Origin of the sequence: Halocatena marina, assembly GCF_023276375.1 — an archaeon.
Classification (GTDB): Archaea; Halobacteriota; Halobacteria; order Halobacteriales; family Haloarculaceae; genus Halocatena; species Halocatena marina.
In genome coordinates this window covers 3,166,027-3,188,897 of the sequence record NZ_JALLPK010000001.1, presented here as the reverse complement: position 1 = coordinate 3,188,897, position 22,871 = coordinate 3,166,027, and the positions used below count along the sequence as shown (strand labels likewise).

Here is a 22,871-nt window from a genome sequence, read left to right as displayed (position 1 = left end):
TCACTGCGCTTGCGACAGTTTTTATGCTATGGAGAGCCAACCTACGTATGTCTCCCATTGAAAACAAGCGGAGACGGAGTGCAATGACTGATTTACGACAGCAAGCGGAATCGGTACACGCGCAGTTTTCTGACCACCTCGATGTTGATGTCGATGAGATCGAAGAGCGACTCGACACACTCGTTTCCGAATACAAGGTTCCTCCCGAGGAGGCACACCGGAGCCTCGTGAGTAGCTATCTCGAAGAGGCAGGGATGGAGCGAGAGAACTTGAGCGGCGGCGACAACGAACTGAAGCCGCTCGCTGAGATCGACACCGATGGAGAGTGGATCGATGTTCGTGCAAAAGTCGTCGATCTTTGGGAACCCCGCAGCGACGCTATCGCACAGGTCGGACTGCTCGGTGACGAATCCGGACAGAGCAAATTCGTATCGTTCGCCACGAGTGATCTCCCACTGCTGGAGGAGGGAGCGGTCTATCGCCTCGGAAACGTCGTCACCGACGAGTACGAGGGCCAGTATTCGGTAAAACTCAACCGGACGACGGATATTGAACAGCTCGATGCGGAGATCGAGGTCGGCGACAACAGCATCGAGGTCGAGGGCGCACTCGTGGACATTCAACGCGGGAGTGGTCTCATCAAACGGTGTCCAGAGGAGGATTGTACACGCGTTCTCCAGAACGGTCGCTGCTCGGAACACGGCGAGGTCGAAGGCGAATTCGATCTCCGAATCAAGGGCGTCCTCGACGATGGCGCGAACGTACAAGAACTGGTCTTCGGGCAGGAAGTGACTGAAGAACTGACTGGCGTCAGTCTCGAAGAAGCCAAAGAGATGGCGATGGATGCGCTCGATACGAGTGTTGTGGCAGACGAAATGAAAGCGACGACACTTGGAAGATACTACCGCGTTCGCGGTCCAACCCTCGGTCGATACGTGCTCGTTAACGAGTTCGAACGCCTCGGGTCAGTCGATGCGGATGAAGCCCTCATCAAAGCGAGGTCGATCTAACATGTCTGCTGCTCCTTCCCGCGAAGTTGCTCGACGGGTGTTCGCCCGCGAATTCAACGACGCTACCTACACGTTCAAGGAATCGAACGAAGAGCGCGCGCCTGTCTATGCGCTTCTCCCGACCGGCGAGCGCGCAAACCGGGTGTTCGTCGTCGGGACGCTCACCGAAACGGAAGACGTCGGCTCAGAGAGTGAGTACTGGCAGGGCCGCGTCATCGACCCAACAGGTACGTTCTTCGTATACGCTGGACAGTACCAGCCCGAGGCAGCGGGTGTCCTCCGCGAAACGGAGCCACCGTCGTACGTTGCGATCGTCGGTAAGCCCCGGACGTACGAAACTGACGACGGTACCGTAAACGTCTCGCTGCGTCCCGAGTCGATTTCGATTATCGACGCCGGAACACGCGATCGCTGGGTCGCCGAAACCGCGATGCGAACCATCGAACGCGTCGAGACAATTGCGGACGCGAACACCGAATACGCTCGGATGGCTGACGAACAGTATGCACGCTCCGTCGATGAGTATAAACAGAGCGCCATGAGTGCGCTCGAAAAACTTGATGAAGAAGCTAGTCCCGAACCGTCGATGTAGCACGACGCCGTGGTGCGATATCGACTAATTCGGCGAACAAAAAACGACATTCAATTGTCAGGTTCTGGCTGTTGTCCGTCAACGGCGACTGAGTCGCTGTCTGACGAACGATTAAGTGGGTAGAATGAATATTGTACACCGATGGGCAACAAGAATAAGACGATCTCGTTTCGTGTCAACGAAGATGTATTTGAGGTGCTGAGGGATATCGCAGAGGAACGAGATATTTCACTGTCAGCGGTCTTCCGCGATTATGTAGACCAGCTCGTTGCCCACGATGGTCAGGTCCGAGTCGTTCCAGAACACGAAATCAACGACAACGGAGCCGAGCAAGAGAGCTTTCCGCCGAAAATCGAGGTCCCGAAGAGCTTTGTTCGTGAACACGAACGGCTCGAACTTGAGGCTGAACACCTCAGAGAGCAGCTCGATGAGTACAAACGCTACGTGACGGAACTCACCCAGCAACTCGATGACTACAATGACGAGGACGTCATCGTTCTCGATGATCTCGATGATACCGACACCGACGAGTCGTATCGGTTGGGCTGACAGTGACAGACTCTCTCCTCGCGGTTCCACGATCCTCTACAAAAATAGAAATCATTCAGATAGTTGTTCTCAGCAAGAACGTTTATTGACCTGTCGATCGAAGTGTTAGTATGGTCTTCCGGCGGGATTGGTCCCTCTACCTCCGAATGGTTGGTGTATTACTCCTCATGGGAGTGTTGTACGTCGGCTTCGCAGCAGTTCTCGCTGTGTACTTCAATGAACAACTCGCGGTCGTGGCAGCCATTGGGGCTGTGTCTGTGCTTCAGTTCCTTTGGAGCCACAAGCTTGCTCTCAAGAGCATGGGTGGACAGATTGTGAGCGAATCTGAATATCCTGACCTCCACGCACGGATCGGGCGACTTGCTCGGCAGGCAGACCTTCCTCCACCGAACGTTGCTGTCGCTGATACACGGGTCCCCAATGCGTTCGCTGTGGGGCGCTCTCAGGAAACGGCAGTCGTGTGCGTGACGAGTGCCCTGCTCGAAACGCTCGATGAGGACGAACTCGATGGCGTACTCGCTCACGAACTCGCACACGTCATGCACCGTGACATGGCGATTATGACGATCGCTTCTGGTATCACGACGATGGCGTACTTTGTCCTCCGTTGGGGATGGATGTTTGAGGACGGTGACAGTGGCAACCAGTACCTCTGGGTCGCACTCGCTTCTTCGGCTGGCGTGTGGATCGCTTCGACACTCGTTCTTCGGTTGTTGTCGCGCTACCGCGAATTCGCTGCTGACCGAGGGGCAGCGAGCATCACGGGGAACCCCTCGGCCCTCGCGTCTGCCCTTATGAAAATCAGCGGAAGAATGGATTCGGTTCCGAGCGACGACCTCCGGGCACGCGCCGGAACGAACGCTCTGATGTTCAAAGACGTGGAAACACGACTCACCAAATGGTTCCGAACCCATCCTGCTGTTGGAGATCGTGTTGATCGTCTGCAGACACTTGAACAAGAAATATCAAAAACATGAACATTATTTGAACGCCAATGTACATTAATTAACATTTCTGTCATAAGATACCCTCTCATCCGCAAGTGATTCTCAATTTTGACAATAGATTTATAAATGGCCGTGTATACTAGGCGTAAGGTATACCTTTGGGACTGTCATACAATCACGTGCCCCGTATAAAAGATCATTCGACATTCCTTCCCACGGACCATTAGCAATCAAAACGGTTGGATGGCGCAACTGGAGACACTCCAAATGTCATCTGCAGAAACCGATGAGACGGGAAGGTTCGGGGCACTTTCAACAGTTCTCTTGGATTGTTTGTCTCGCGCTTAGCTGTGGGTGCTGCTTCATGTTATCTTCCGAATTCTATCAGCAGCGGCTCTCGCAGCGCTTTCGTTCTCGTCTACGTGTGCGAGATCCTCGACAGCTTCGAGCGTTCGCACGGAATCATCGAGAAACGAGAGGACATCGCCAGGATACGCATAGAGCATGTAGTCATCGCCCATCACATCCACGATCGCATCCGGCCCGAGTCCCTGTTCGCGCAGCGAGAGGAGATAGCGGATGAACGCTCGTTCGGGGTAGCCGGTGTAGAGCTCCGCTTCCGTCTCGCAATCGAGGAAGTCACTCGCAAAATCGAGGAGTCGATCACGGGTCGCATCGTCGAGTTGTGAAAGCCCCTCACCGGAGTAGAGAACGTCCATCGTTGCGCCCGCGAACGCGCTTTTTGGGATGGACGTTTCGAGTTGGGAGACGATCTGGCGATGGTTTTTGAGATAGATTTTGTCCGTGATAGCCACGTGTCTATGGATGATTTCGAGCGTAAAAAATGACGCGTCCTCGCTGAACTGGCCGACGCTAGATCGAAGGGGAAGCTTTAGTCTCGTAAATCACGTACCGGACTACTGTGCTGACGCTCTCGTTCGAAGACGGAACCATCCGTATCGACGGAGCACACGCTGACTCTGTGTCCAAACCTGATCTTGATCTCCCCAGTATCGATTACGATCCACGTTCTGAGGCTTTCAGAGCGCCCGCGTACCGCTATTCTGATCTCATTGGGGCTCTCGACGAACAGTCGGTTGACTACACATCACGACTATCGATTCCGTCGCTCGATCTCTCTTCTACGTATGAACTCAGGGAGTATCAAGAGGCGGCGCTTGCGGCGTGGCGAGAGAACAACGGTCGCGGTGTGCTCGAACTACCAACTGGTAGCGGGAAGACCGTTATCGGTATCGGGGCCATCGAAGCACTCTCGGTTCCGACGCTCGTCGTCGTTCCGACGATCGATCTTCTCGATCAGTGGCGTCGAGAACTGTGCGAGGAATTCGCAGTCCCCGTGGGTCAACTCGGTGGTGGTGAACAGCGGATCGAAAACGTAACCGTATCGACGTACGATTCCGCGTACCTGCGGGCTGATGACATTGGCGACCGTTTCGGTCTCGTGATTTTCGATGAAGTCCATCATCTTGGTGGCGAGGGCTACCGGGATATTGCTCGATTGCTCGCAGCTCCCGCTCGTATGGGTCTCACCGCTACGTTCGAACGACCTGACGACGCACACGAGGTCGTTGCGGAACTGATCGGTGAATGTGTCTACCGCCTCGCTGTGGATGATCTCGCTGGTGAGCACCTCGCACCCTACGACATCAAACGCCTCACTGTCTCACTCACTGCCGACGAAAGAGAACGCTACGAACACGCCCAAGAGACGTTCACTGACTACCTGAAGCGTTCGAATCTGACCCTCCGTCAGGGGAGTGACTATCAGAAGCTGGTGATGCGCTCTGGCACCGATCCGAGAGCACGGGAGGCGTTGTTAGCAAAACAACGCGCCCGCGACATTATGATGAACGCGGATGGAAAAGTCGATGAACTCACGACCATCCTCGATCGCCACCGAGACGACCGTATCATCGTGTTCGCTGCCTCAACGGAGTTCGTCTATCGGCTCGCAGAACGCTTTCTCATCCCGGCAATCACTCATCACACCGGAACGACCGAGCGCCGCGAAATTCTCGATCGGTTCCGTGATGGGACGTACTCGCGGGTCGTCACTGCCAACGTCCTCGATGAGGGCGTCGATGTCCCCGACGCAAACGTCGGTGTCGTGCTGGCAGGGAGTGGCAGTCAGCGCGAGTTCACACAGCGGCTCGGTCGAATACTGCGACCGAAGACAGACGGCGAGCGAGCGCTGCTGTATGAGATCGTGACCGAAGAGACAGCAGAAGAACGCATCTCACGGAGGCGTCGGTAACGATGCTCACGAAAGATCTCCTTCGTGTCTCTCGCGCAAGCGGAGGCTACCATCCACAGTTCGTCGATCACGCGAGCGACGATCATCGTGCGCTCGCTGCGCGTGTTCTCGGCGTCTATCAAGGTCATGTCGGAGAACAGCATGAAGCGCTGGATGAGGCGCTGACTGCCATCGAACGCGAGTCGGACGATTTCAAACTGGTTCGGGGATTCGCAAAGTTACTCGAACGCGAAGCGGTGTTCGAGACCCAATCACCAATCGAGCCAGTGCATGCCCGCCGGACGGTGTTCGAGGCAGCAAAAGCGATCGGTGTTGTCACCGAATCAGAACGCACTGAAGCGCTCTCACGGGCCGCAGAGCGTCTCTCAGTCTCGCCAGACAAACTCGACGCGTGCCTCTACGACGATCTCGATGCTCGGCAGGTCATGACCGCGTTCGACGCTCGATGGAGCCCTGACGAATTGCTCGATCAGTACGATCTGTCGCTCGCCCAAACTGCGCTGTTCGACGCTACCGACGTCCGGGTGCGCAGTTCGGATCCGAAGGCTCTCGTTTCGGCGGTCAAACGGCTGCGGTTGATGTACGAGATCGAGAAGACGGACGCAGGACGGACGGTTCACATCACGGGTCCCGACGCGCTCTTTCGACGCTCTCGTCGCTATGGTACGCGGTTTGCACGCCTCCTCCGTACGATTGCCCGCGCGCCCGAGTGGCACCTCCAAGCGTCCATTGACGACCGCGGCACCGAACGCAGGCTCCAGCTCACGCATGAGGATGTTTCTGTTCCCGACGTGGACCCCGTCACGGAGATGACGTTCGACAGCGGCGTCGAGAGTGACTTTGCGGCCCGGTTTTCGAGTCTCGATCTCGATTGGACCCTTGTGCGCGAACCAGAGCCGCTGGCAGCGGGTGCCCACGTCGTTATTCCGGATTTTGCGTTCGACTGGCAGCCCCACAGCGCGGATTTCCGCGTGTTCTTCGAAATCATGGGCTTTTGGACCCCCGCATACGTCGAGAAGAAACTCTCCCGACTCGCTGACCTCGAAGACGTGGAACTGCTCGTCGCTGTGGACGAATCGCTCGGTGTTGGCGAACAGATCGAATCGCTCGATCACCGTGCCATTCCCTACAGCGGCACTGTCCGTCTCAAAGACGTTCGGGATGCGCTCCGTCGTCACGAAGCCGAGTTGGTCGAGCAAAGCGCCGACGATCTTCCGAACGAACTTGTACCCACGCACGATGTTGTGACCCTCGAAGCACTCGCCACCGCGTACGCTGTCAGCGAATCCGCGATCGAAGCAAAGGCGTTCCCTGAACACGCGCGCGTCGGACGAACGCTCGTCCGGCCTGCTGTCCTCGAACGAATTGACGAACAAATTGAATCTGGAATGTCACTTTCCGCCGTTGCAACCGTTCTCGACGAGGACGGAATCGATGACACGAGCGCTGTTCTCTCACACCTCGGCTACCGTGTGGCGTGGGACGGATTGAGCGGAGGGACGATTCGTGAAAAATGAGTAACTGGGTCGGTGGCAGATCTAGAGAAACACGAGAGTGATGTCACCACGTTCGACGCCGCGATGTCGTATCTCAGTGATGGGATGCGTAGGCGGTTGGGAAGCAAATAATCTTCAGCGAGAGATAAGCCCCACATCCCACATCCACTTTCGTCTGTCCTGCACCACGGAACGCCTCGTTCATTGTAATCATCAACAGCTCGATTTGTCCATCGAAGCTATCGTGAATCGAGTCGGCGATCACGATTCGTGACCGCTTCGTCGATCATCGCCTCTAGGTCGCACATTAGCTGCTCGGGGTCGGATTCCGGTTCGATAATTGCCCGTCCATTCGTAGCAGTCACAGTCACCTCGCTCCCAGGCCGTAGCCCGAGTTGTTTTCGAACTTCGATGGGGATGACAATTCGTCCTTTTGTGTCTACCCTGACCGTTGTCTCATTGTGAGATGTTGCGTCGTCGTCCTTTCGGAATCTGTGAGCGGAGTTCGCCGTACACGTAGAGACCAACCCCGAGCGGCTCCGGTTCGCCTGCAATAGTGTGTGTAACAATCAGATAGCCCCAGTCGCCGTCCCACGCTCGTTCTTGATCCTCACCAGCGACGAACGCACGGGCTTGCTCGTCTTCAAGATCGATGACATTTTTCGTGGCATGTTGCCCGAAGCGTTGGACGGCGTCCGTCGTGGGTTTCCAATGCTCTTGGCGGACGCGGAGGAACGTGATGCCAAGCGCCTCGATCGTGGCTGGTGAAGGTACGTCGCCAGAGAACGCCCAGAGCTTTCCCGAGCCTTTCTCCCAGAACGTGTGACCATCGAAGACGTCAGGCGGAACACCGAACCGTTCGTCCCACCACGCGAGCACTTCCTCGCGGGTCGGCCGACCGTCAACAACTCGCTCTGTCGATGTTGCGGGCAAGCGGTCGAACTGCTGGCCGATATTCTGTTCGCTCACGCCTCTACCTCCAGTTTCGCACAGAAAAAGCCACCCGTGTCGTTCAAATGCGGGTAGATGCGCTTTGCGTGTTGAACGCTCGGATCGAACTGTTCACCGTTCCACTCGGTCACGCCGGGACGAGTCTCCAGCGGTGCGTCGAACGAACGGATGCGACAGTCCTCAGCTGCGAGTACGTGATCGAGGACGGCTTCGTTTTCCTCAGGAGCGAACGTACAAGTGGAGTAGACGACCGTTCCGCCGGGTCGGGTTACCTGTATCGCTCGCTTGAGAATGCCGCGTTGGACACCTGCGACACCCTTGATCTGTTCGCGGCTCCACTCCTCAAGCACGGTCGGATTCTTCCGGACCGTGCCCTCACACGAGCACGGCACATCGACGAGCGTTCGATCGAACAGTTCTCCGTCAAATGGCTTGAGTGAGGCGTGGCGGGCATCACCATGCGTAATTGCGAGATTTGAAACGCCACAGCGCTCGGCGTTCGATCGAAGCGCAGAGATACGCCCGAGATTGGCGTCGTTCGCCACGCAGATTCCAGTGTCGTTCATCATAGCAGCGAGCTGTGTTGTTTTGCTGCCAGGTGCAGCACAGACGTCGAAGATGCGCTCACCCGGACTCGGATCAAGGACGAGAGCGGGGAGTGCTGAGACCTCTTCTTGCCCGTACAGCCAGCCGTGAAAGTACGGCCACGACGTACCAGGGCTATCTGTTTCCAGACGGAGGAGCTTGGGGTGCCACTCGCAGGGCTCGTATGCGTAGCCCCCTGCTTCGAGGGCTGCACGCGCTCGTTCGACAGTCGTCTTGATGGTGTTCACCCGAACCACAGACGGAAGCGACCGCTCACAGGCCGCACGAAACGCGTCGAAATCATCGATAAAAGACTCGTACCGCTCGAGAACCATGACGCAGCTTTGCCAGCAGCGGGTTTGTGCGTTACGGAAGCCCTCGCCTCGTTCTGTCCCACTGGCGCGGAGAGTTCACTGTTGTTCGAGCATACGCATCGAGCAGAACGTTAAGTCATCACCACGCGTGTGTTTGATATATGGCGTCCATCAAACTCCAAACAGACATTGACCTCGATGATCCAATGCTTATCGAGGGGCTTCCGGGTGTCGGACTCGTCGGAAAGATCGCAACTGACCACCTTATCGACACATTCGATATGACGTACTACGCGAGCGTTCAGTGTGGTGGTCTCCCGTCTGTAGCTGTCTATCGCGGGGACGATTCGGTGCTCAGACCTCCCGTCAGGCTCTACGCTGACGCCGAGCGTGACCTGCTCGTGCTTCATAGCGACGTTCCGATCTCATCAGATAGCACAGAGACATTTGCGAGCTGCATTGTCGATTGGATCGCAGCAAACGGAATCACACCGTTGTTTCTCAGCGGGCTCCCTGAGCAGGGCGTCGCCGACGGTGAGATCGGTACGGAGAATTCGCCGGAGCTGTTCGGCGTTGCAACGGGAGACGGTATTTCACATCTCGACCGCGAAGGGATCGTTCCGCCCAGACAGAGTGGATTGGTTAGTGGGCCGACTGGAGCGCTCCTCCACGAAGCAATTGGGGCGAATCTGACGGGCGTCGGTCTCATTGTCGAGGCAAATCCACAGTTTCCGGACCCGAAAGCATCTCGAGTCCTCCTCGAACACGGAATTTCACCGATTGCAGACATCGACATCGACACCACGTCGCTCATCGAGCAGGCAGAAGAGATTCGAGAAGCACGCGAACGATTCGCAAAACGGATGCAGCAGGCCCAAACCGAAGAAAGCTCACAAGCACAACCACTGCGTGGCTTTCAGTAGCATTTTCTTACGTTCCATCATCGAGGTGGTCGATCACACTCCGAAGCGTTGCGAGATCGTACTGTCCGGGTGCGGTCGCATCTTCGGGGTCGACCGGTGCGTAGCCGATTCGTGAGCCATAGAGCGGCGCGACGGCCCGCGAGTGGCGACCGACTGCGCCCATCGCCATCGTCGCCACTCGCTGTCCCGCTTGCGTACGCGTCCGTGTGACTGCAAACAGTTGGAGCACGTCGTCGAGCGTCGTTGCTGTCACCGCCAGCTTACCGACGTCACCGTACTCGTCCGTCTTCGTGAGGAGCCGCTCCATCTCGGCAATCGCGGGGGTCTCCTCGAAGTCGTGGATCGAAATGATTGCCGAGACGCCGCGATCGCTCGCATGCTCGATGGTCTCTAATCCTGACCCCATTGCGATAGCAGATAGCTCGACATCGATCGCCTCGACCATCGGGTGTTCGGCTGCGAGACGAAGCGCTTCGAGTCGCTCTGGCGTCTCAGGGCTGTCGCCACCCTCCCGTTCGACGCGATTCGTCGCAATAACTGGAAGATCGCCGTCGTACGAAGCAAGCTGATCAAGGGGCGAATCTGCAAGATCGAGCCGGAACTCTATTGCATCAGCGTGCTCGCGGGCCAACGGCTCTTGTGACAGATCGGCGGTGGCAGCCGAAAGCACGAACGAATCGAAGTCCATACGTCTGGATCTGTGCCGATAGCCAAAACTCCTCGTCATCTGGACGACTCCATTCGTCTCGTTCTGTCCACCTTTCCGCTTCACCCTCCGTCGGTCCTCTCCGATTGATCGTCGGACAATCAGGATCGGTGCCGCTCACACGAGCACATCGACTGGATATCCGTGCGCTTCGAGCGATGCGATGAGTTGTTCGACGTGCTCGTGACCACGGGTTTCGAGGTCGAGCTCGACCTCTGCTGAACCCATTCCGATGTCCCGCGCTGTCCTATCGTGCTGAATGCCGTAGATGTTCGCACGGTTCTCTGCGACGATCTTCGAGAGGTCCATGAGCGCACCGGGTTTATCTTTCAGAACCGTGCGCAGCTTGATGTATCGCCCGCTCTGGACGAGTCCGCGCATGAGTACCGTCGTGAGGACGTTCGGATCGATGTTGCCACCGGACAAGAGTGGGACGATCGTCTCACCAGCTTCGTATTCGAACGCGTTCCCGAGCACAGCAGCAAGCGCGGTTGCCCCAGCCCCCTCTGCGACGACTTTCGAGCGTTCGAGCAATAGCGTGATCGCCATCGCAATCTCCGAATCGGGGACCGTGACGACTTCATCGACCCGTTTCTGGATGACTTGAAACGGCTTCGAACCGATACGACGGGTAGCGATACCGTCTGCAATCGTATCAACTGTCTCCAATTCGACGATTTCGCCAGCATCGATCGATTCTACCACGCTTGAGGCTCCGTCGGCTTGCACGCCGATGACACGGACATCGGGGTCGACTGCTTTCACAGCTGTTGCCACTCCCGCGATGAGTCCACCGCCACCGATCGGAACGACGACGGTGTCTACGTCTGGACAGTCATCCATGATTTCGAGTCCAGTCGTGCCCTGTCCTGCCATTACGTCCCAGTCATCGAATGCATGGAGGTAGACACGCCCTTCCTCTCGCTCGATCTCGTGTGCGTGCTCTTGCGCCTCGTTGTAGTCGATTCCGTGGAGGACAGCAGTACCTCCGTATCCTTCTGTTGCCCTGACTTTCGAAATTGGTGCGTGTTCTGGCATGACGATCTTCGAATCGACACCCGCCCGCGTCGCCGCAAGTGCAACACCTTGTGCGTGGTTACCGGCGCTTGCGGTGACGACACCAGCCTCGCGCTCCGATTCGCTCAACGTCGCAATACGGTTCGTCGCTCCACGAATTTTGAACGCACCGGTTCGTTGGAATAATTCGAGTTTGAGATAGATCTCAGCACCAGTGTGTTCGGAAAACGTTGTGGAACGTTCGAGCGGGGTGTGACGAGCGACGTCACCGACCCGGTCGCGCGCGGCAAAAACGTCATCGAACGAAAGCATACGCAGCATACCGCTGGCTCAGGGTTACGTGTAACGCTCCAAAAAGGGGAGTTGGAGCGTGTGACAGTTGTTCATCTGACCAACTCAACATAAATACTCCCCTTTTACACTGAAAGTGAAACTGTTGGACGACGCGCTGGTTGCGCGTCGCTCGTGAGATGTTTGGACGGGTACAGAGCTCTCTATATCTCTTTCATCGCTTCTGTCTGCTCGGACGAACTGGCGTATCAGAACAAGGAGACGGTGAATTCGACTAGCCCGAGGACTGTAAGCAGCCGAAAGATGGTTCCCGTAAAGGCTGCGAGCATGAATTTGATCGGATTCATTTTGATGACGCTGAATCCGTAGATGATCGCCGTGTCGGGCATGAGCGGCACCGCGAGTGCGAGTGCAAGACCAACGTAGCCATATCGCTGAACGAACCCGACGACGCGACCGTCTCGTTCGACGATGGTCGGGGGTGATGGCAGGTACTCGCTCAACGCCTCAATTGGCCTGAGTTGCGTGATTTGCTCGCCAATTCGAAGCGCTACGAGGCTTCCGATAGCTTTTCCGAGGCTGCTGATGGCGATAATGAGTGCTATCGTCATCGTCCGAGAGATCCCAAGATCGATCGGAACGGCCAGAACGACCTCCCCGGGCATCGGAAGGACCAGCGCTACGAGAAACGAGTAGCCAAACACGCCGAGAAGGCCCAGCAGCCCTGACGTATAGGCGAACGAAAAGATCAGTTCTATGAGCGAGGCCAAGTCGATCACACTAAATGATAATCTGTAAACATCAAATATAACTGTATCTATCTTCCGCGAAGACACGAAAATTTCGCGCGATTCAGCGGGCGTCGAGTTCGGTGAATTCGCGGTCTTTCGCTCCGACGTAGCGGGCGCGTGGTCGAATGAGACGATTGTCTTCGTACTGTTCGAGGACGTGGGCGATCCAGCCACCAGCGCGTGACAACGCGAAAATAGGTGTATACGTGTCAATTGGGATGCCCATCTGGTAGTACGTAGACGCAGAATAGAAGTCGACGTTTGGAACGAGACCTTTCTCGTCTTTGATGTAGTCCTCAATGGTGACGCTGTACTCGTACCACTTCGTATCACCCGCGGCTTCTCCCAGCTCCTCGGACTTCTCGCTGAGAATGCGTGCACGAGGGTCTTTGACGTTGTAGACGCGGTGACCAAAGCCAGGAATCCGACGGCCACCTTCGAGAGCGTCGTTCACCCACGTCGATGGCTCCTTATCGCTGTTGTCGACTTCCTGTAACATCTGCATGACATCTTGGTTCGCGCCGCCGTGAAGCGATCCGCTCAAGGTTCCAATCGCGCTGGTAATAGCGCTGTGGAGATCTGCAAGCGTCGATGAGGTGACCAGTGCGGCGAACGTCGAGGCATTCAGGCCGTGGTCGGCATGGAGGACAAGCGCCATGTCGAACGTCTCTTCGAGAACCTCGTCGGGTTCCTCATCGTTGAGCATGTACAGGAAGTTCGCGGCGTGCGAGAGGTCCTCTCGAGGGGCGATGGGGTCGTTTCCATCGCGCATTCGAACGAATGCAGCGAGCGCGGTCGGAATCTTCGCAGTGATGCGTCTTCCTTTCCGGAGATTCGCCTCGCGGTCGGTTGGATCTGCGTCGGCATCGTCGTCGTACGCAGAAAGCGTCGAAACCATCGTTCGAAGGGCCGCCATCGGTTCCTCGTCAGCGCGAGCGAGCGCCTCAATGCTTTCGAGAACGTCGCTGTCGATTCCTCGCTCTGTCGCCATCGTGTCGGCGAACGATTCAAGCTCGTTCCGATCGGGCAGATGACCGTGCCAGAGGAGATACAAGACCTCTTCGTAACTGGCTCCGTGAGCGAGGTCATCGATCGAATACCCCCGGTATATGAGCTGCCCGGCATCGCCGTCGATATAGCTTAGCTCGGATTCGGCGACGAGCACACCCTCCAGCCCTCTTCTCAGTTCCTCGGGCATACCCTTCGATTCCATAGCTGTGTTCAAAAGGATTATCTTTCGTGCAGAACATCTTGAACGAGCGTAAATCTCGTTGCCATTCCTTTTTGCTGTAATTTCGTTCACCACCCATCGTCTGGTGAGTGACCGATGCCGACAGATCGGTCCATTGTCTGATCAGCCAACCGATACGCGTCGTGGTGTAGCTCTCCGTTGCCGACTACTGTCGAGTCAGATGGAAAACAGATCTATCGAACTCACACACTTGCTTGTGTTCGAGCATAAAATCAGACGAAAATGAAGTAGGTGAACGAAACGAAAAATAGCGGGAGGTAGATTTGAACTACCGATCTCCGGGTTATGAGCCCGGCGGAATCTCCTGGCTATCCCATCCCGCTACTACCATGTATCCGAGACACGGTAGTAAGGGTTGTGATTCGAGTCCCCTCTGTTACTCGTACGCATCCCCGGCGCGCCATGTTACTGTGCTTTCAAGAATGTAGTTCACAACGAGTCCGGCAATGATCCCACAGCCGTTTGCGACAAGGAACCACACATCCCAATCGACGAGCGATATGCGCACGTCGATCTGGCGATAGACGACTGAGAAGATGACCGTAGCGACGAGAACACCACCTAATCGGACGACGTTCGAGGTGAGGAGTCGTCGGATGAGGGGTCGAATTCCTTCCTTGCCTTCTTCTCCGAATGTCCAGTGTTCGTTGATCCAGAACATAACGATAATAGCGGTTTCTGCCCCCGCTATCTTTGCTAGCTCTGGAGTCATCTCGAACGAGAGCCCTAGTGCGAGGACAAGATTATCGCAGATTGCACCGACGACACCCACTGATGCGAATTGCCCGAAGCGAATACTGACGAGACGCGCACGAATGCGTTCGCTAATCGTGCTCATACTTGTGATTCCTGATCGATCACAGCGGATTCATTCTCCCGTTCGACCAGCGCGGATTCATCCTCACTGTTGTGCGTCGCGTTGGATTCGCCTTGCAGCGCACGCGCGCGATGGCGGACAGCCAGCAGCTCGCGCCCCATCGAAAGTGGTGTCCGGATTGGCGAAACAGTCGAGCCGTCTTTATCCTCCCACGCGATCGGAATCTCATCGATCGTATAACCGAGCGCCACCGAAACGGTGATGAGCTCGATATCCCACGCAAATCCAGGTGAATAGAGGTGCTGACGCACAGCATCCCACGCTTTTGCTGTGAGTGCTTTCGCTCCACACTGAAAATCATAGAGGTCGATCCCGAGCAGACGACGGGCAATCTGAGCGAATATATCGCCGAGTCGGCGGCGAATGTGTGTCTGATGGTGTGTAACGACAGCGTCTGGGTGTCGCCGGGACCCAACTGCGAGATCATTTCGTTCGTGCTCATTGTTGAATCCGTCCTGGAGTGATTCGATGATCGTCTGGACTGATTCTACGGGTGTGCTTCCGTCGGCATCGACGAATCCGAGAATATCAGTATCGAGTGCTTCAAAGCCAGCAGTGATGGCAACTCCTTTTCCACGGCGGTACGGGACCGTATTGACTGTCGCGGTGAGGTCTTGGAGAGCATCGACGACACCTGCCTCAGGTGCATCGAGTTCGATGCGAATCGTCTCGGGTTCGATCGCATCCGTAAGAGCACGAACGTAGTTGATAAGCCGCGTTGGCACCGGCTGATAAGCTGGTACTACGAGACCAACAGACGCCATTTGAGGACGGTCCCCTCCGAGCGGGTAAAAGCCGTTCGACTTCCAGGCAGAAGATGTATAGTACGGCTCGCATGACAGTTGTCATGGAGTATTGGCTCGTCATTCGTTGGCTTGTCGTCTATCTCTTTTTGTTTGCTGCTGGGCTTCCGATCGCCGCTGTGATCTGTCCACGACTCGCCGACCGTGGGGCTGGTATCGCACTTCCGGTGTCGCTCGCTGTCATTGGTATCGTCGGATATTGGGTTGGTCGACTCTCATTTGGGTGGGTCGCGCTCGGTGCTGGTCTGTTCGTCTTGGGCGGTCTCTCTGTGTCTATTTATTTACGCACACCGGTCGACATCGAGCGGCGCCCTGCCATCGAGGCTGCTGTTGTGTTTACGCTCGCGTTTTTGTTTCTCGTTACGGTCCGGGCGGTCGATCCCGCTGTTCACCCCTCTGGTGGCGAAAAATTCCTCGATTACGGACTCCTTGGAAGCTTGCTTCGTGCGCCGACGCTCCCACCGGAGGATATGTGGTTTGCTGGTGAACCGGTCAAATACTACTACGGTGGGCACATGCTGTCTGCCCTGCTTACTGAACTGACGTTTACAGAGGCACGCTATGCCTACAATCTCGCACTTGCGGGCTTTTATGCGATGCTCGTCACGGCCGCCTACGGGCTAGCAGGATCGCTCGGAACATCGATTGGTACGGCTCGGTCCACTGCTAGCGCGCTCGGTGCTTTTTTTGTCGGCGTTGCGAGTAATTTGCAGACGCCGTTTCGGGCACTGCTGTGGGCTCTTCCCGATGAGATAGCGCGGACAATTGTCAACGCACTTGGCATCGAGCGAGAGGGCCTCATCGTGGCCCTGTCAGAGTTTTCCTACTGGAACGCGAGCCGGGTCATTCCCGGTCAGCCCAGTGATCCAGACTCGTACAGCATCGCGACGGAATTCCCGTTGTTCTCGTGGTTGAACGGCGATCTCCACGCGCACATGATGAGCACACCGTTCTTGGTGCTCGTGGCAACGCTTTGTTTCAGCTACTATCGTACGCCCGCCGACGAACGCATGCGACGCAGGCTACTGGTCGGTGCGACCGCAGTGCTCGCAGGATTCATTGCTGTCATCAACACGTGGTCGTTCCCAACCGTGTTCGGTCTGCTGTGGCTCACGCTTGTGTTTTCTCCCGCAGCACCGCTGTCGTTGCTTCCAGATCGTGCCGTAAAGTGGGTCCGTTCTCACCACGAACTCTGGGTGCAGACGCGATTCACGCACGAACTCCGACGAATCGCCGGTGCACTCGTTCTCGTTATTACACTCGCTCCGATCGGAATCGTGGTGTCGCTGCCGTTTTGGCTCGATGCGGCGAGCGGTCGTACAATCGCACTGGTCCCCGAACGGAGTCCATTGCTGGGTTTATTACTCGTTCATGGTGGCTTCTTGCTCGTGTTCGTCCCGTATCTGTTCGGAAGATTAAGACCGTTCTTCCAAAAACGAACGATCGCCGCGCTTTCGATTAGTCTTCTTGTGGGCGCTGTAGTGTTTCAGTTTGCCGCACTCGCGGTTATCACACCGATTGCTCTCGGAGCGTGGGCGCTCCTTCGGATCAACGAACGAAGTGAGGATCACGAACACGAATTGGAAAACGGAGATGATGGCGATAGTACCGGTCCTCCGAGTGCTGGTGTTGGTTTACGTTCTCACATTGGGTATCCAGCTGTACTCATTCTCGCAGGGGCGGGACTCCTGTTGCTTGTCGAGGTGATTTATCTCCACGAACAGGCGGGTCCGAGTCGATACAATACTGTGTTCAAAACGTATCTTCAAGTTTGGATTCTGTGGGGGCTCTCTGCGGGCGCTGCACTCGCTCGCTTCGCGCACTGGCCACACGCTGTTCGGTCGTCGTTCCCCGATGCCGAGCGTGTCGTATCGAGTTCGTTTGGATTTGGTGCTGAAGTCGGTCTCCGGCAGGTGTTTGTTGCACTCCTCATCATCAGCACGTCTCTCTACGGTAGTCTCGCGCTGAGCAATCATTTCACTGCTAATGGTACGTACGCCAACCCTGATGACCCGACACTCGATGTCTTCACTTACACCGAAACGTATCATTCCGAAGAAGTAGCGGCAATCCAGTGGCTCGATCGTCGTTCTGGTCGCCCGGTTGTCGCTGCCGCTCCGGGGACAGATATCTATCAATGGACGAATGCCGTATCGAGCCTTACTGGTTTACCGACAATCGCGGGCTGGAGCCATGAGGTCGGATACCGTAACAGCTCTGTGTATCACGATCGTGTCGAGGATGTCGATACGCTCTATCAAGGCCCGCCAGACCGAACCATTCAGATGCTTCGTCACTACGATGTGCGCTACATCTACGTCGGTCCACGCGAACGCGAACAGTACGATCGGATGCCCTTCGACCAGATCGCTGGTCTAAACGAGATGCGCTTTGGTGACGTACGCATCTACGAGGTTGATCAGCGAAAATTGGCAGTGAACTCACAATCTCGTAACAATGTAACGACGAACGCACTCGGTACCGGCTCAGCTCCGGCGCGACTCTAACATTTCCCCAGCTCGACCGATCGTACCCTGTCTCTATGGTTGCTTCCACTCTGATGCCTGCTGTTCAACGACGTGCGGTATCGAAGGGATCTGCTGTCTCGAGAATAGGTTGCCTGCTACGTGCTATGAGAGGTCCGACGCGTGCCCTGAAAAACCGACGCTTGTGGAGGTCTCGGTCTTGTTGGCAGTTGTATTCTGCTCTTGCTCTCGCTCTTGTTTTTGCCTGTCCTGTGCGTTCTGTGTGGATTGCGTGCTCTGGGCGTTCTGTATGTCTTTTGGCTGATCGGTTAGTTTGAAGACCACTACACCACGATTTTTATACTGTAGTTCGTACTGATCAGAGACCGTCATTGAATGGATCATCTCCATACGGGGTGTGCGTTCGTCTCCGTGGACGGTATACACTTCATTGGAGATGTACAAGTAATCGGGTTGGCGTTGCGAGACACCAAGCAGAACTTCTAAGCAATCGATATTCGAGCAGGTGCCGAGGTTTCTGTAGAGTTCGTACTCTTCGTAGTATCCGGCTGTTGAAGTCCATTCTGCTCCCCACGGGCTTACGATGACTGTCCGCTCCGTGTAGTACGGCACCCATTCGGCTGCATCGCTGAGAACGACGAAATTAGCCTCTGGGCTGGTGTTGCTTTTGACCCACTCCATCGCTTGCAGATCGCGATTATCAACGGTCTGTGGTTGTGTACTACTACCGGTGTGGGCGGTGTTCAGTTCACTCCCAGCGAACGCGACACCTGTTCCGATTGCACCGAGAACGAAGATAAATGCGAGCACAGCGGGGATGACCTTTCGGCGGTTAGTCGAGGGATCGAATTCGAGGTTGATATCGATAGTCGATACAGCCGGGATGATGACTTCCACGACGAGGATCGCGCTCAGCATCGATCCAGCCACAAATGTGAACCGGTCTTTCCCGATAACGTAGCTGGCGAGCACCAACCATACCGGGAGGAAGTACCGCCGTCGGAGCGTGGCGTAGATACCGCCCGCGAACGCAGCGACATAAAACGGTGTGACCATGTTCATGTCCCAGAGCGGATAGATGAACTGTGATAGGATTCTGTCTACTCCACCAGTGAGACCTGTATGGGTCCCGCTCGCAGTGAGATAGATGTCGAGTCCGTGTGTGGTAGCGATCTGGAACCACCATGGCACAGTGAGCACGACGCCACCAATGGCTACAATGGCCCCGTTCACAAATCCACGTGGGGTCTGGTTGTAGTATGCGAACAAGAGGAGATAGGTCCCACCATAGAACACCGTGTAAACCGGATGGGTGAGCATCGTCAGCGTGAACAACACTGTTCCGGGAAGCAGCCACCATCTGCTTCCCGTTCGAAAGATCTTCAGACCAGCATAGATGCCGAGCAGTGTGAACAACATTGCGACTCCCCTGACGATTCCTCCGGCCGAAATGTGCCACCGAAGAACCAGCGGCGTTACGGCGAAAAAGATCGATGCGATACCCGCTTTTCGTGAAGTTCCTAACAGATCTTTGGCAATGAAATAATATGGAATTAGATACGCGATCGTTACCAGTCCAGGAATGTAGAGTTCCAACGAAACAGGATCAATACTTGTAAAATCAGTTATAAAAGCGATGACGTAAAACATGAGGGGTGGATACGCGAATGGAATTCCACCCTCGTGATAGTACGGTATGTGTTTTGGGAACCCGTAGTTGCTCTGAATGATTTCCTCAGCAATCTGAAGATACAATCCACCTTCGTAAGCGGGGTGCGTGTGTGTATTGAGATACGCGATATATACTACGCCACCGACACTGAGCGCGATTGCGAGCCAGATATAGTCCCAGCTCAGGCGGCTTCGATCCGTAATCCCCCGTAAGTTCATATGAGTTGCTCGTGTGTTTCCATTGTCTCTTTCGAGTTGGCCGTTAACGAACTTGGCCTTGTTTTTGACCGGTACGCGAGGTCGTCACGTAGATACTCTCCTTATCGAGGATGAATTCATCGATAAACGCGGCGACAAACACGACGGTCTGGAAGACGAGGTACGGCCAGAGTGTGAGTGCTGCGAGATACTCAGTCCAGTGGTGACTCTCCCCATCCATCCAGTCCTGAATGAAGACGAGATACGACACGATAATTGGGGAGATGGACACGAACGTCCACAGCATCCATCCGTTTGGAATGAGCGTCGAGATAGAGACGTTCGCGAAGAGATCGAGTAGCGGCATCGGGAAGATGAGAATAAAGAAGACTGGTACGATCGCGTACACGAACGTATACACTGCGTCGATTTTCTTTCGGGTTGTCACCGAACGTTCTCGCGGCAGGATTGGGAGGTACCGTACTGCAACCTGCATCCATCCGCGCGCCCAGCGTTTTCGCTGGTTCCACCACGCTGATAGCGTTGCTGGATTCTCTTCATAGGTGATAACCTGCGGGTCCACATGGACTTCTTTTCCGACCGTGTGGATCTTCGAGGACATGTCGATGTCTTCGACCAAAATTTCCTCGTCGAATTCGCCGAGCTCCTCGAAAACTTCTTTTCGGAAGAAGGCCTGCCCACCGCCGAAGATGGTGAATCCGCCCATCACTTCGCGGGCGAACAAGTCTGCCTTTTCGACGATGTGTCGCTCTACGGTCGCATGTAGCGACAGTAGCGTATCGGTTGGGTTGTCGCCGTAACATCGACCCTTCACACACCACGTGTCCTCATCCGAGAGGAACCACGCCACAGCGCGCCGAATTGCGTTCGGCTTGAACTGATGATCGGCGTCGATACTCGCAATGATGTCGCCCGTGGCGTATTTGAGCGCGTAGTTCGTCGCCTTGGCCTTCCCACCGCCTGGTTCGTCGCGTTCGACAGCTTTGAATCGGGAGTCGTCGGCAGCCGCCTCCATTGCGATCTCGGCGGTTCGATCTGTCGAACTTGCTTCATAACAGAGCACGACTTCAAGCTTTTCGGCAGGATAGTCAACGCGCTTGCAAGCCTCGATCGTATCAGGAAGCACCGGTGCTTCGTTGTATGCCGGAATCACGACCGACACTGTTGGGAGTGTCTCGTCGTCATCGATTTCCGGTGGGTCTCTCCGTGAGAACGCTAGCAATGCCGACAGCAGTGTTCGTCCTACAAGTCCAACTAACACAATCAGTAATACTGTGTTGAGGATACTCCCGTACCCCTCTATGAAAAAGGAGGGCATCAAAAATCCGATGACGAGAATACCAGCTATTGTCGCATGTGTCGTTATCTTCCTTAAGGATAACGACGTCTCCTCGACCGTTTTAACTTCCATATGAATACTGCCCCGGGGTTAGCTATTAAAGCCGTCAAGTCGTTCCGTTCTGTTGCACTGTCGATCCTTCGTTGCAAACCGTTTCGATAGCTATCAGAGTCATAGACGATCGAAATTCGTCTCTACAACACCGATACATGTCTGAATACGCTGACCCTTCAATTCTGACTATATTGGATGATTAGCCCGCATTCTTCCTCAGCAGTGCGTTTTCCACTCTCGATAGACACCCCTTAATCCTGATTATGGAGGTAGTAATATTCCGTAACGACGGATCGATCCGATCTCTCTGCTCGGGTAACTTAATTATGTATAACTTTCCTTCATGACAATGACTCTAGTTTTATCAATCGTATGTCAGTACATCGGTACGCGACTGGTTTCGTATTCATCACTACCGAGACCTGACAGCCGTTTCGTCGGCTGTAGAGACGCAGCGATCAGGAGAGAGTTGAAAAACCAACAGTGGCGATCAAAGCAGGATTAGAGACTCCCGAACAACTTTTGTATCCCCGATAATAGAACCTTCTGTCGCCGGTCGGGCGACAATCGATCGAGTTGCGAGCTGTGGGCCGCCACCTCACTACCCATTCCCATCCAGCTGTGTAGTCGACCATCACTTCGCAGGCTGCGTGGCGGCCCCTTCCTCGGGGTACCGTTCTTACGGATGTCGACTGTGATCTATAGATGACAAAAATTGTGAATGTTCAATGGCGTCTTATACGGCGTCAGTAATGATGATCCGATCAGCGCTGCTCAAGACGAGACAATGAGAAGCGATGGTGGAGTGAACATATCCGTTCCAAGCGCGCGTGAGGATTCTATCTGCTGTCGGTGTCTGTTCTGTGGTTCACGGAAAGAGGCAGGCGATGACGTCAATCCCGGCAACGGCGAGAAATGCGGGAACGATCGAAGGAAGAAGGGCCGCAGCGATTGAGTAGATTCCCCCTCGCGCTTGCTGGTGTCCGTACTCTTGGGGGGTATCGTAGACTTCGTCTTCGATCTCTGGGACCGAGAGTGTCGTTGCACCGGCGTTGTCGAGCCCTTGCATCATCCGTATGAGACCCTTGAAGATGAAATACATCGACAGCAGCCCTAATCCGACCGTTAGGATCTGAGCGATGTTGAACGATCCAGAACACAGCACTTGGCCGGCTTCTGAGACGCCAACTTGGGCAGCCACTGGTTTGGCCAGTAGCGGAATCAGGAGGGCGGTCGTCATCCCCACCGAGAGCACCAAATCATGACGGCCTGTGTGGATGAGCGTTCGAAGCAGTCGCTGTCGCCATCTGAGTATCGCGCTGGAGGATGATTCGATAAATGGACGAACCATACAGATATATTATATTACTGTTAGAAAAACGTATTGGATTTCGGGAAATATATCAAAACTATAAAATTTATTGCCAGTGATGAACTCTGTCCGCTATCTTTGTCTTCGATCTTCCCGACGCAGTCGTCTGTGGACGGTCGCTTTATTCTCGGAACACATTGACTGTACGAATTCAACACGCCGTCATATTGGCAACGGACACGTATTTTTCGTATCACTATAGTAGGTAAGGATCCTATACAGTATCACTGGACAGTACATAACAATCAAAAGTAATATGTAGGTAATCGTATGGTAAGCACGTCAACATTGAGAACTGTGTCTATTAGTGTCGTCGTATTATTTAGTTTGTTAGCTGTCGTGACGCCCGGT

21 protein-coding genes and 1 tRNA gene are annotated in these 22,871 nt (G+C 55.1%); 8 read left to right on the top strand and 14 right to left on the bottom strand.

The window, feature by feature from the left end; all coding sequences use genetic code 11:
* Window positions 1-83 precede the first annotated feature (83 nt).
* From MW898_RS15010 to htpX, 4 genes are all read left to right on the top strand, one after another.
* Complete coding sequence (locus MW898_RS15010; RefSeq protein WP_248908578.1) at window positions 84-1,010, top strand: replication factor A; 927 nt, start codon at window positions 84-86, stop codon at window positions 1,008-1,010.
* Between the two features lies 1 nt (window position 1,011).
* Window positions 1,012-1,602, top strand: coding sequence for an RPA family protein (locus MW898_RS15005; protein ID WP_248908577.1), 591 nt, complete (start codon window positions 1,012-1,014; stop codon window positions 1,600-1,602).
* 141 nt (window positions 1,603-1,743) lie between these two features.
* The gene (locus MW898_RS15000) at window positions 1,744-2,151 is read left to right on the top strand and encodes a DUF8146 domain-containing protein (protein WP_248908576.1); all 408 of its coding nucleotides are present in this window, start codon (window positions 1,744-1,746) and stop codon (window positions 2,149-2,151) included.
* A 110-nt stretch (window positions 2,152-2,261) separates the two neighbouring features.
* The gene (gene htpX, locus MW898_RS14995; RefSeq protein ID WP_248908575.1) at window positions 2,262-3,128 is read left to right on the top strand and encodes a zinc metalloprotease HtpX; all 867 of its coding nucleotides are present in this window, start codon (window positions 2,262-2,264) and stop codon (window positions 3,126-3,128) included.
* A 332-nt stretch (window positions 3,129-3,460) separates the two neighbouring features.
* On the opposite strand, the gene MW898_RS14990 is transcribed toward htpX, so the two are convergent.
* Window positions 3,461-3,913 carry a DUF5814 domain-containing protein gene (locus MW898_RS14990; RefSeq protein WP_248908574.1) on the bottom strand — a complete coding sequence of 151 codons (453 nt, stop codon included), beginning with the start codon at window positions 3,911-3,913 and terminating at the stop codon, window positions 3,461-3,463.
* A gap of 107 nt (window positions 3,914-4,020) precedes the next feature.
* On the opposite strand from MW898_RS14990, the gene MW898_RS14985 reads away from it, so the two are divergent.
* Window positions 4,021-5,373 carry a DEAD/DEAH box helicase family protein gene (locus tag MW898_RS14985; RefSeq protein WP_248908573.1) on the top strand — a complete coding sequence of 451 codons (1,353 nt, stop codon included), beginning with the start codon at window positions 4,021-4,023 and terminating at the stop codon, window positions 5,371-5,373.
* Window positions 5,374-5,375: 2 nt separating this feature from the next.
* Complete coding sequence (locus MW898_RS14980; protein WP_248908572.1) at window positions 5,376-6,890, top strand: DUF790 family protein; 1,515 nt, start codon at window positions 5,376-5,378, stop codon at window positions 6,888-6,890.
* A gap of 218 nt (window positions 6,891-7,108) precedes the next feature.
* Here the strand turns inward: MW898_RS14980 and MW898_RS25660 are convergent, their stop codons facing one another.
* The 3 genes from MW898_RS25660 to MW898_RS14970 are packed head-to-tail and all read right to left on the bottom strand — an operon-like array spanning window position 7,109 to window position 8,740.
* Window positions 7,109-7,396 carry an AbrB/MazE/SpoVT family DNA-binding domain-containing protein gene (locus tag MW898_RS25660; protein WP_264822285.1) on the bottom strand — a complete coding sequence of 96 codons (288 nt, stop codon included), beginning with the start codon at window positions 7,394-7,396 and terminating at the stop codon, window positions 7,109-7,111.
* The gene (locus MW898_RS14975; RefSeq protein WP_248908571.1) at window positions 7,326-7,838 is read right to left on the bottom strand and encodes a DUF7122 family protein; all 513 of its coding nucleotides are present in this window, start codon (window positions 7,836-7,838) and stop codon (window positions 7,326-7,328) included. The genes MW898_RS25660 and MW898_RS14975 overlap by 71 nt, the downstream gene beginning before the upstream one ends.
* On the bottom strand, window positions 7,835-8,740 hold the full coding sequence (locus MW898_RS14970) for an RsmB/NOP family class I SAM-dependent RNA methyltransferase (protein ID WP_248908570.1): 906 nt from the start codon (window positions 8,738-8,740) through the stop codon (window positions 7,835-7,837). Before MW898_RS14970 ends, MW898_RS14975 begins: the two co-directional genes overlap by 4 nt.
* A gap of 140 nt (window positions 8,741-8,880) precedes the next feature.
* Here MW898_RS14970 and MW898_RS14965 point away from each other — a divergent pair, with 140 nt between their 5' ends.
* Window positions 8,881-9,642 (top strand): proteasome assembly chaperone family protein, encoded by a 762-nt coding sequence (locus MW898_RS14965; RefSeq protein WP_248908569.1) that lies wholly within the window; start codon window positions 8,881-8,883, stop codon window positions 9,640-9,642.
* Between the two features lie 7 nt (window positions 9,643-9,649).
* Here the strand turns inward: MW898_RS14965 and MW898_RS14960 are convergent, their stop codons facing one another.
* The 7 genes from MW898_RS14960 to MW898_RS14930 form a co-directional block, all read right to left on the bottom strand.
* Window positions 9,650-10,330: a type I 3-dehydroquinate dehydratase gene (locus MW898_RS14960; RefSeq protein WP_248908568.1), complete on the bottom strand. Its 681-nt coding sequence runs from the start codon at window positions 10,328-10,330 to the stop codon at window positions 9,650-9,652.
* Between the two features lie 135 nt (window positions 10,331-10,465).
* Window positions 10,466-11,677, bottom strand: coding sequence for a threonine ammonia-lyase (gene ilvA / locus MW898_RS14955; RefSeq protein WP_248908567.1), 1,212 nt, complete (start codon window positions 11,675-11,677; stop codon window positions 10,466-10,468).
* Window positions 11,678-11,904: 227 nt separating this feature from the next.
* The gene (locus MW898_RS14950) at window positions 11,905-12,435 is read right to left on the bottom strand and encodes a hypothetical protein (protein ID WP_248908566.1); all 531 of its coding nucleotides are present in this window, start codon (window positions 12,433-12,435) and stop codon (window positions 11,905-11,907) included.
* Window positions 12,436-12,508: 73 nt separating this feature from the next.
* The gene (citZ, locus tag MW898_RS14945; protein WP_248908565.1) at window positions 12,509-13,645 is read right to left on the bottom strand and encodes a citrate synthase; all 1,137 of its coding nucleotides are present in this window, start codon (window positions 13,643-13,645) and stop codon (window positions 12,509-12,511) included.
* 302 nt (window positions 13,646-13,947) lie between these two features.
* Window positions 13,948-14,022, bottom strand: a tRNA-Met gene (locus MW898_RS14940).
* A gap of 53 nt (window positions 14,023-14,075) precedes the next feature.
* Window positions 14,076-14,537 carry a GtrA family protein gene (locus MW898_RS14935; protein WP_248908564.1) on the bottom strand — a complete coding sequence of 154 codons (462 nt, stop codon included), beginning with the start codon at window positions 14,535-14,537 and terminating at the stop codon, window positions 14,076-14,078.
* Window positions 14,534-15,340 (bottom strand): glycosyltransferase, encoded by an 807-nt coding sequence (locus MW898_RS14930; RefSeq protein ID WP_248908563.1) that lies wholly within the window; start codon window positions 15,338-15,340, stop codon window positions 14,534-14,536. The genes MW898_RS14935 and MW898_RS14930 overlap by 4 nt, the downstream gene beginning before the upstream one ends.
* An 83-nt stretch (window positions 15,341-15,423) precedes the next feature.
* On the opposite strand from MW898_RS14930, the gene MW898_RS14925 reads away from it, so the two are divergent.
* On the top strand, window positions 15,424-17,886 hold the full coding sequence (locus MW898_RS14925; protein WP_248908562.1) for a DUF2298 domain-containing protein: 2,463 nt from the start codon (window positions 15,424-15,426) through the stop codon (window positions 17,884-17,886).
* 123 nt (window positions 17,887-18,009) lie between these two features.
* Here the strand turns inward: MW898_RS14925 and MW898_RS14920 are convergent, their stop codons facing one another.
* The 3 genes from MW898_RS14920 to MW898_RS14910 form a co-directional block, all read right to left on the bottom strand.
* Window positions 18,010-19,755 (bottom strand): ArnT family glycosyltransferase, encoded by a 1,746-nt coding sequence (locus MW898_RS14920; protein WP_248908561.1) that lies wholly within the window; start codon window positions 19,753-19,755, stop codon window positions 18,010-18,012.
* Between the two features lie 43 nt (window positions 19,756-19,798).
* Window positions 19,799-21,166, bottom strand: coding sequence for a glycosyltransferase family 2 protein (locus MW898_RS14915; RefSeq protein WP_248908560.1), 1,368 nt, complete (start codon window positions 21,164-21,166; stop codon window positions 19,799-19,801).
* Window positions 21,167-22,016: 850 nt separating this feature from the next.
* The gene (locus MW898_RS14910; RefSeq protein ID WP_248908559.1) at window positions 22,017-22,499 is read right to left on the bottom strand and encodes a hypothetical protein; all 483 of its coding nucleotides are present in this window, start codon (window positions 22,497-22,499) and stop codon (window positions 22,017-22,019) included.
* Window positions 22,500-22,871: the final 372 nt, after the last annotated feature.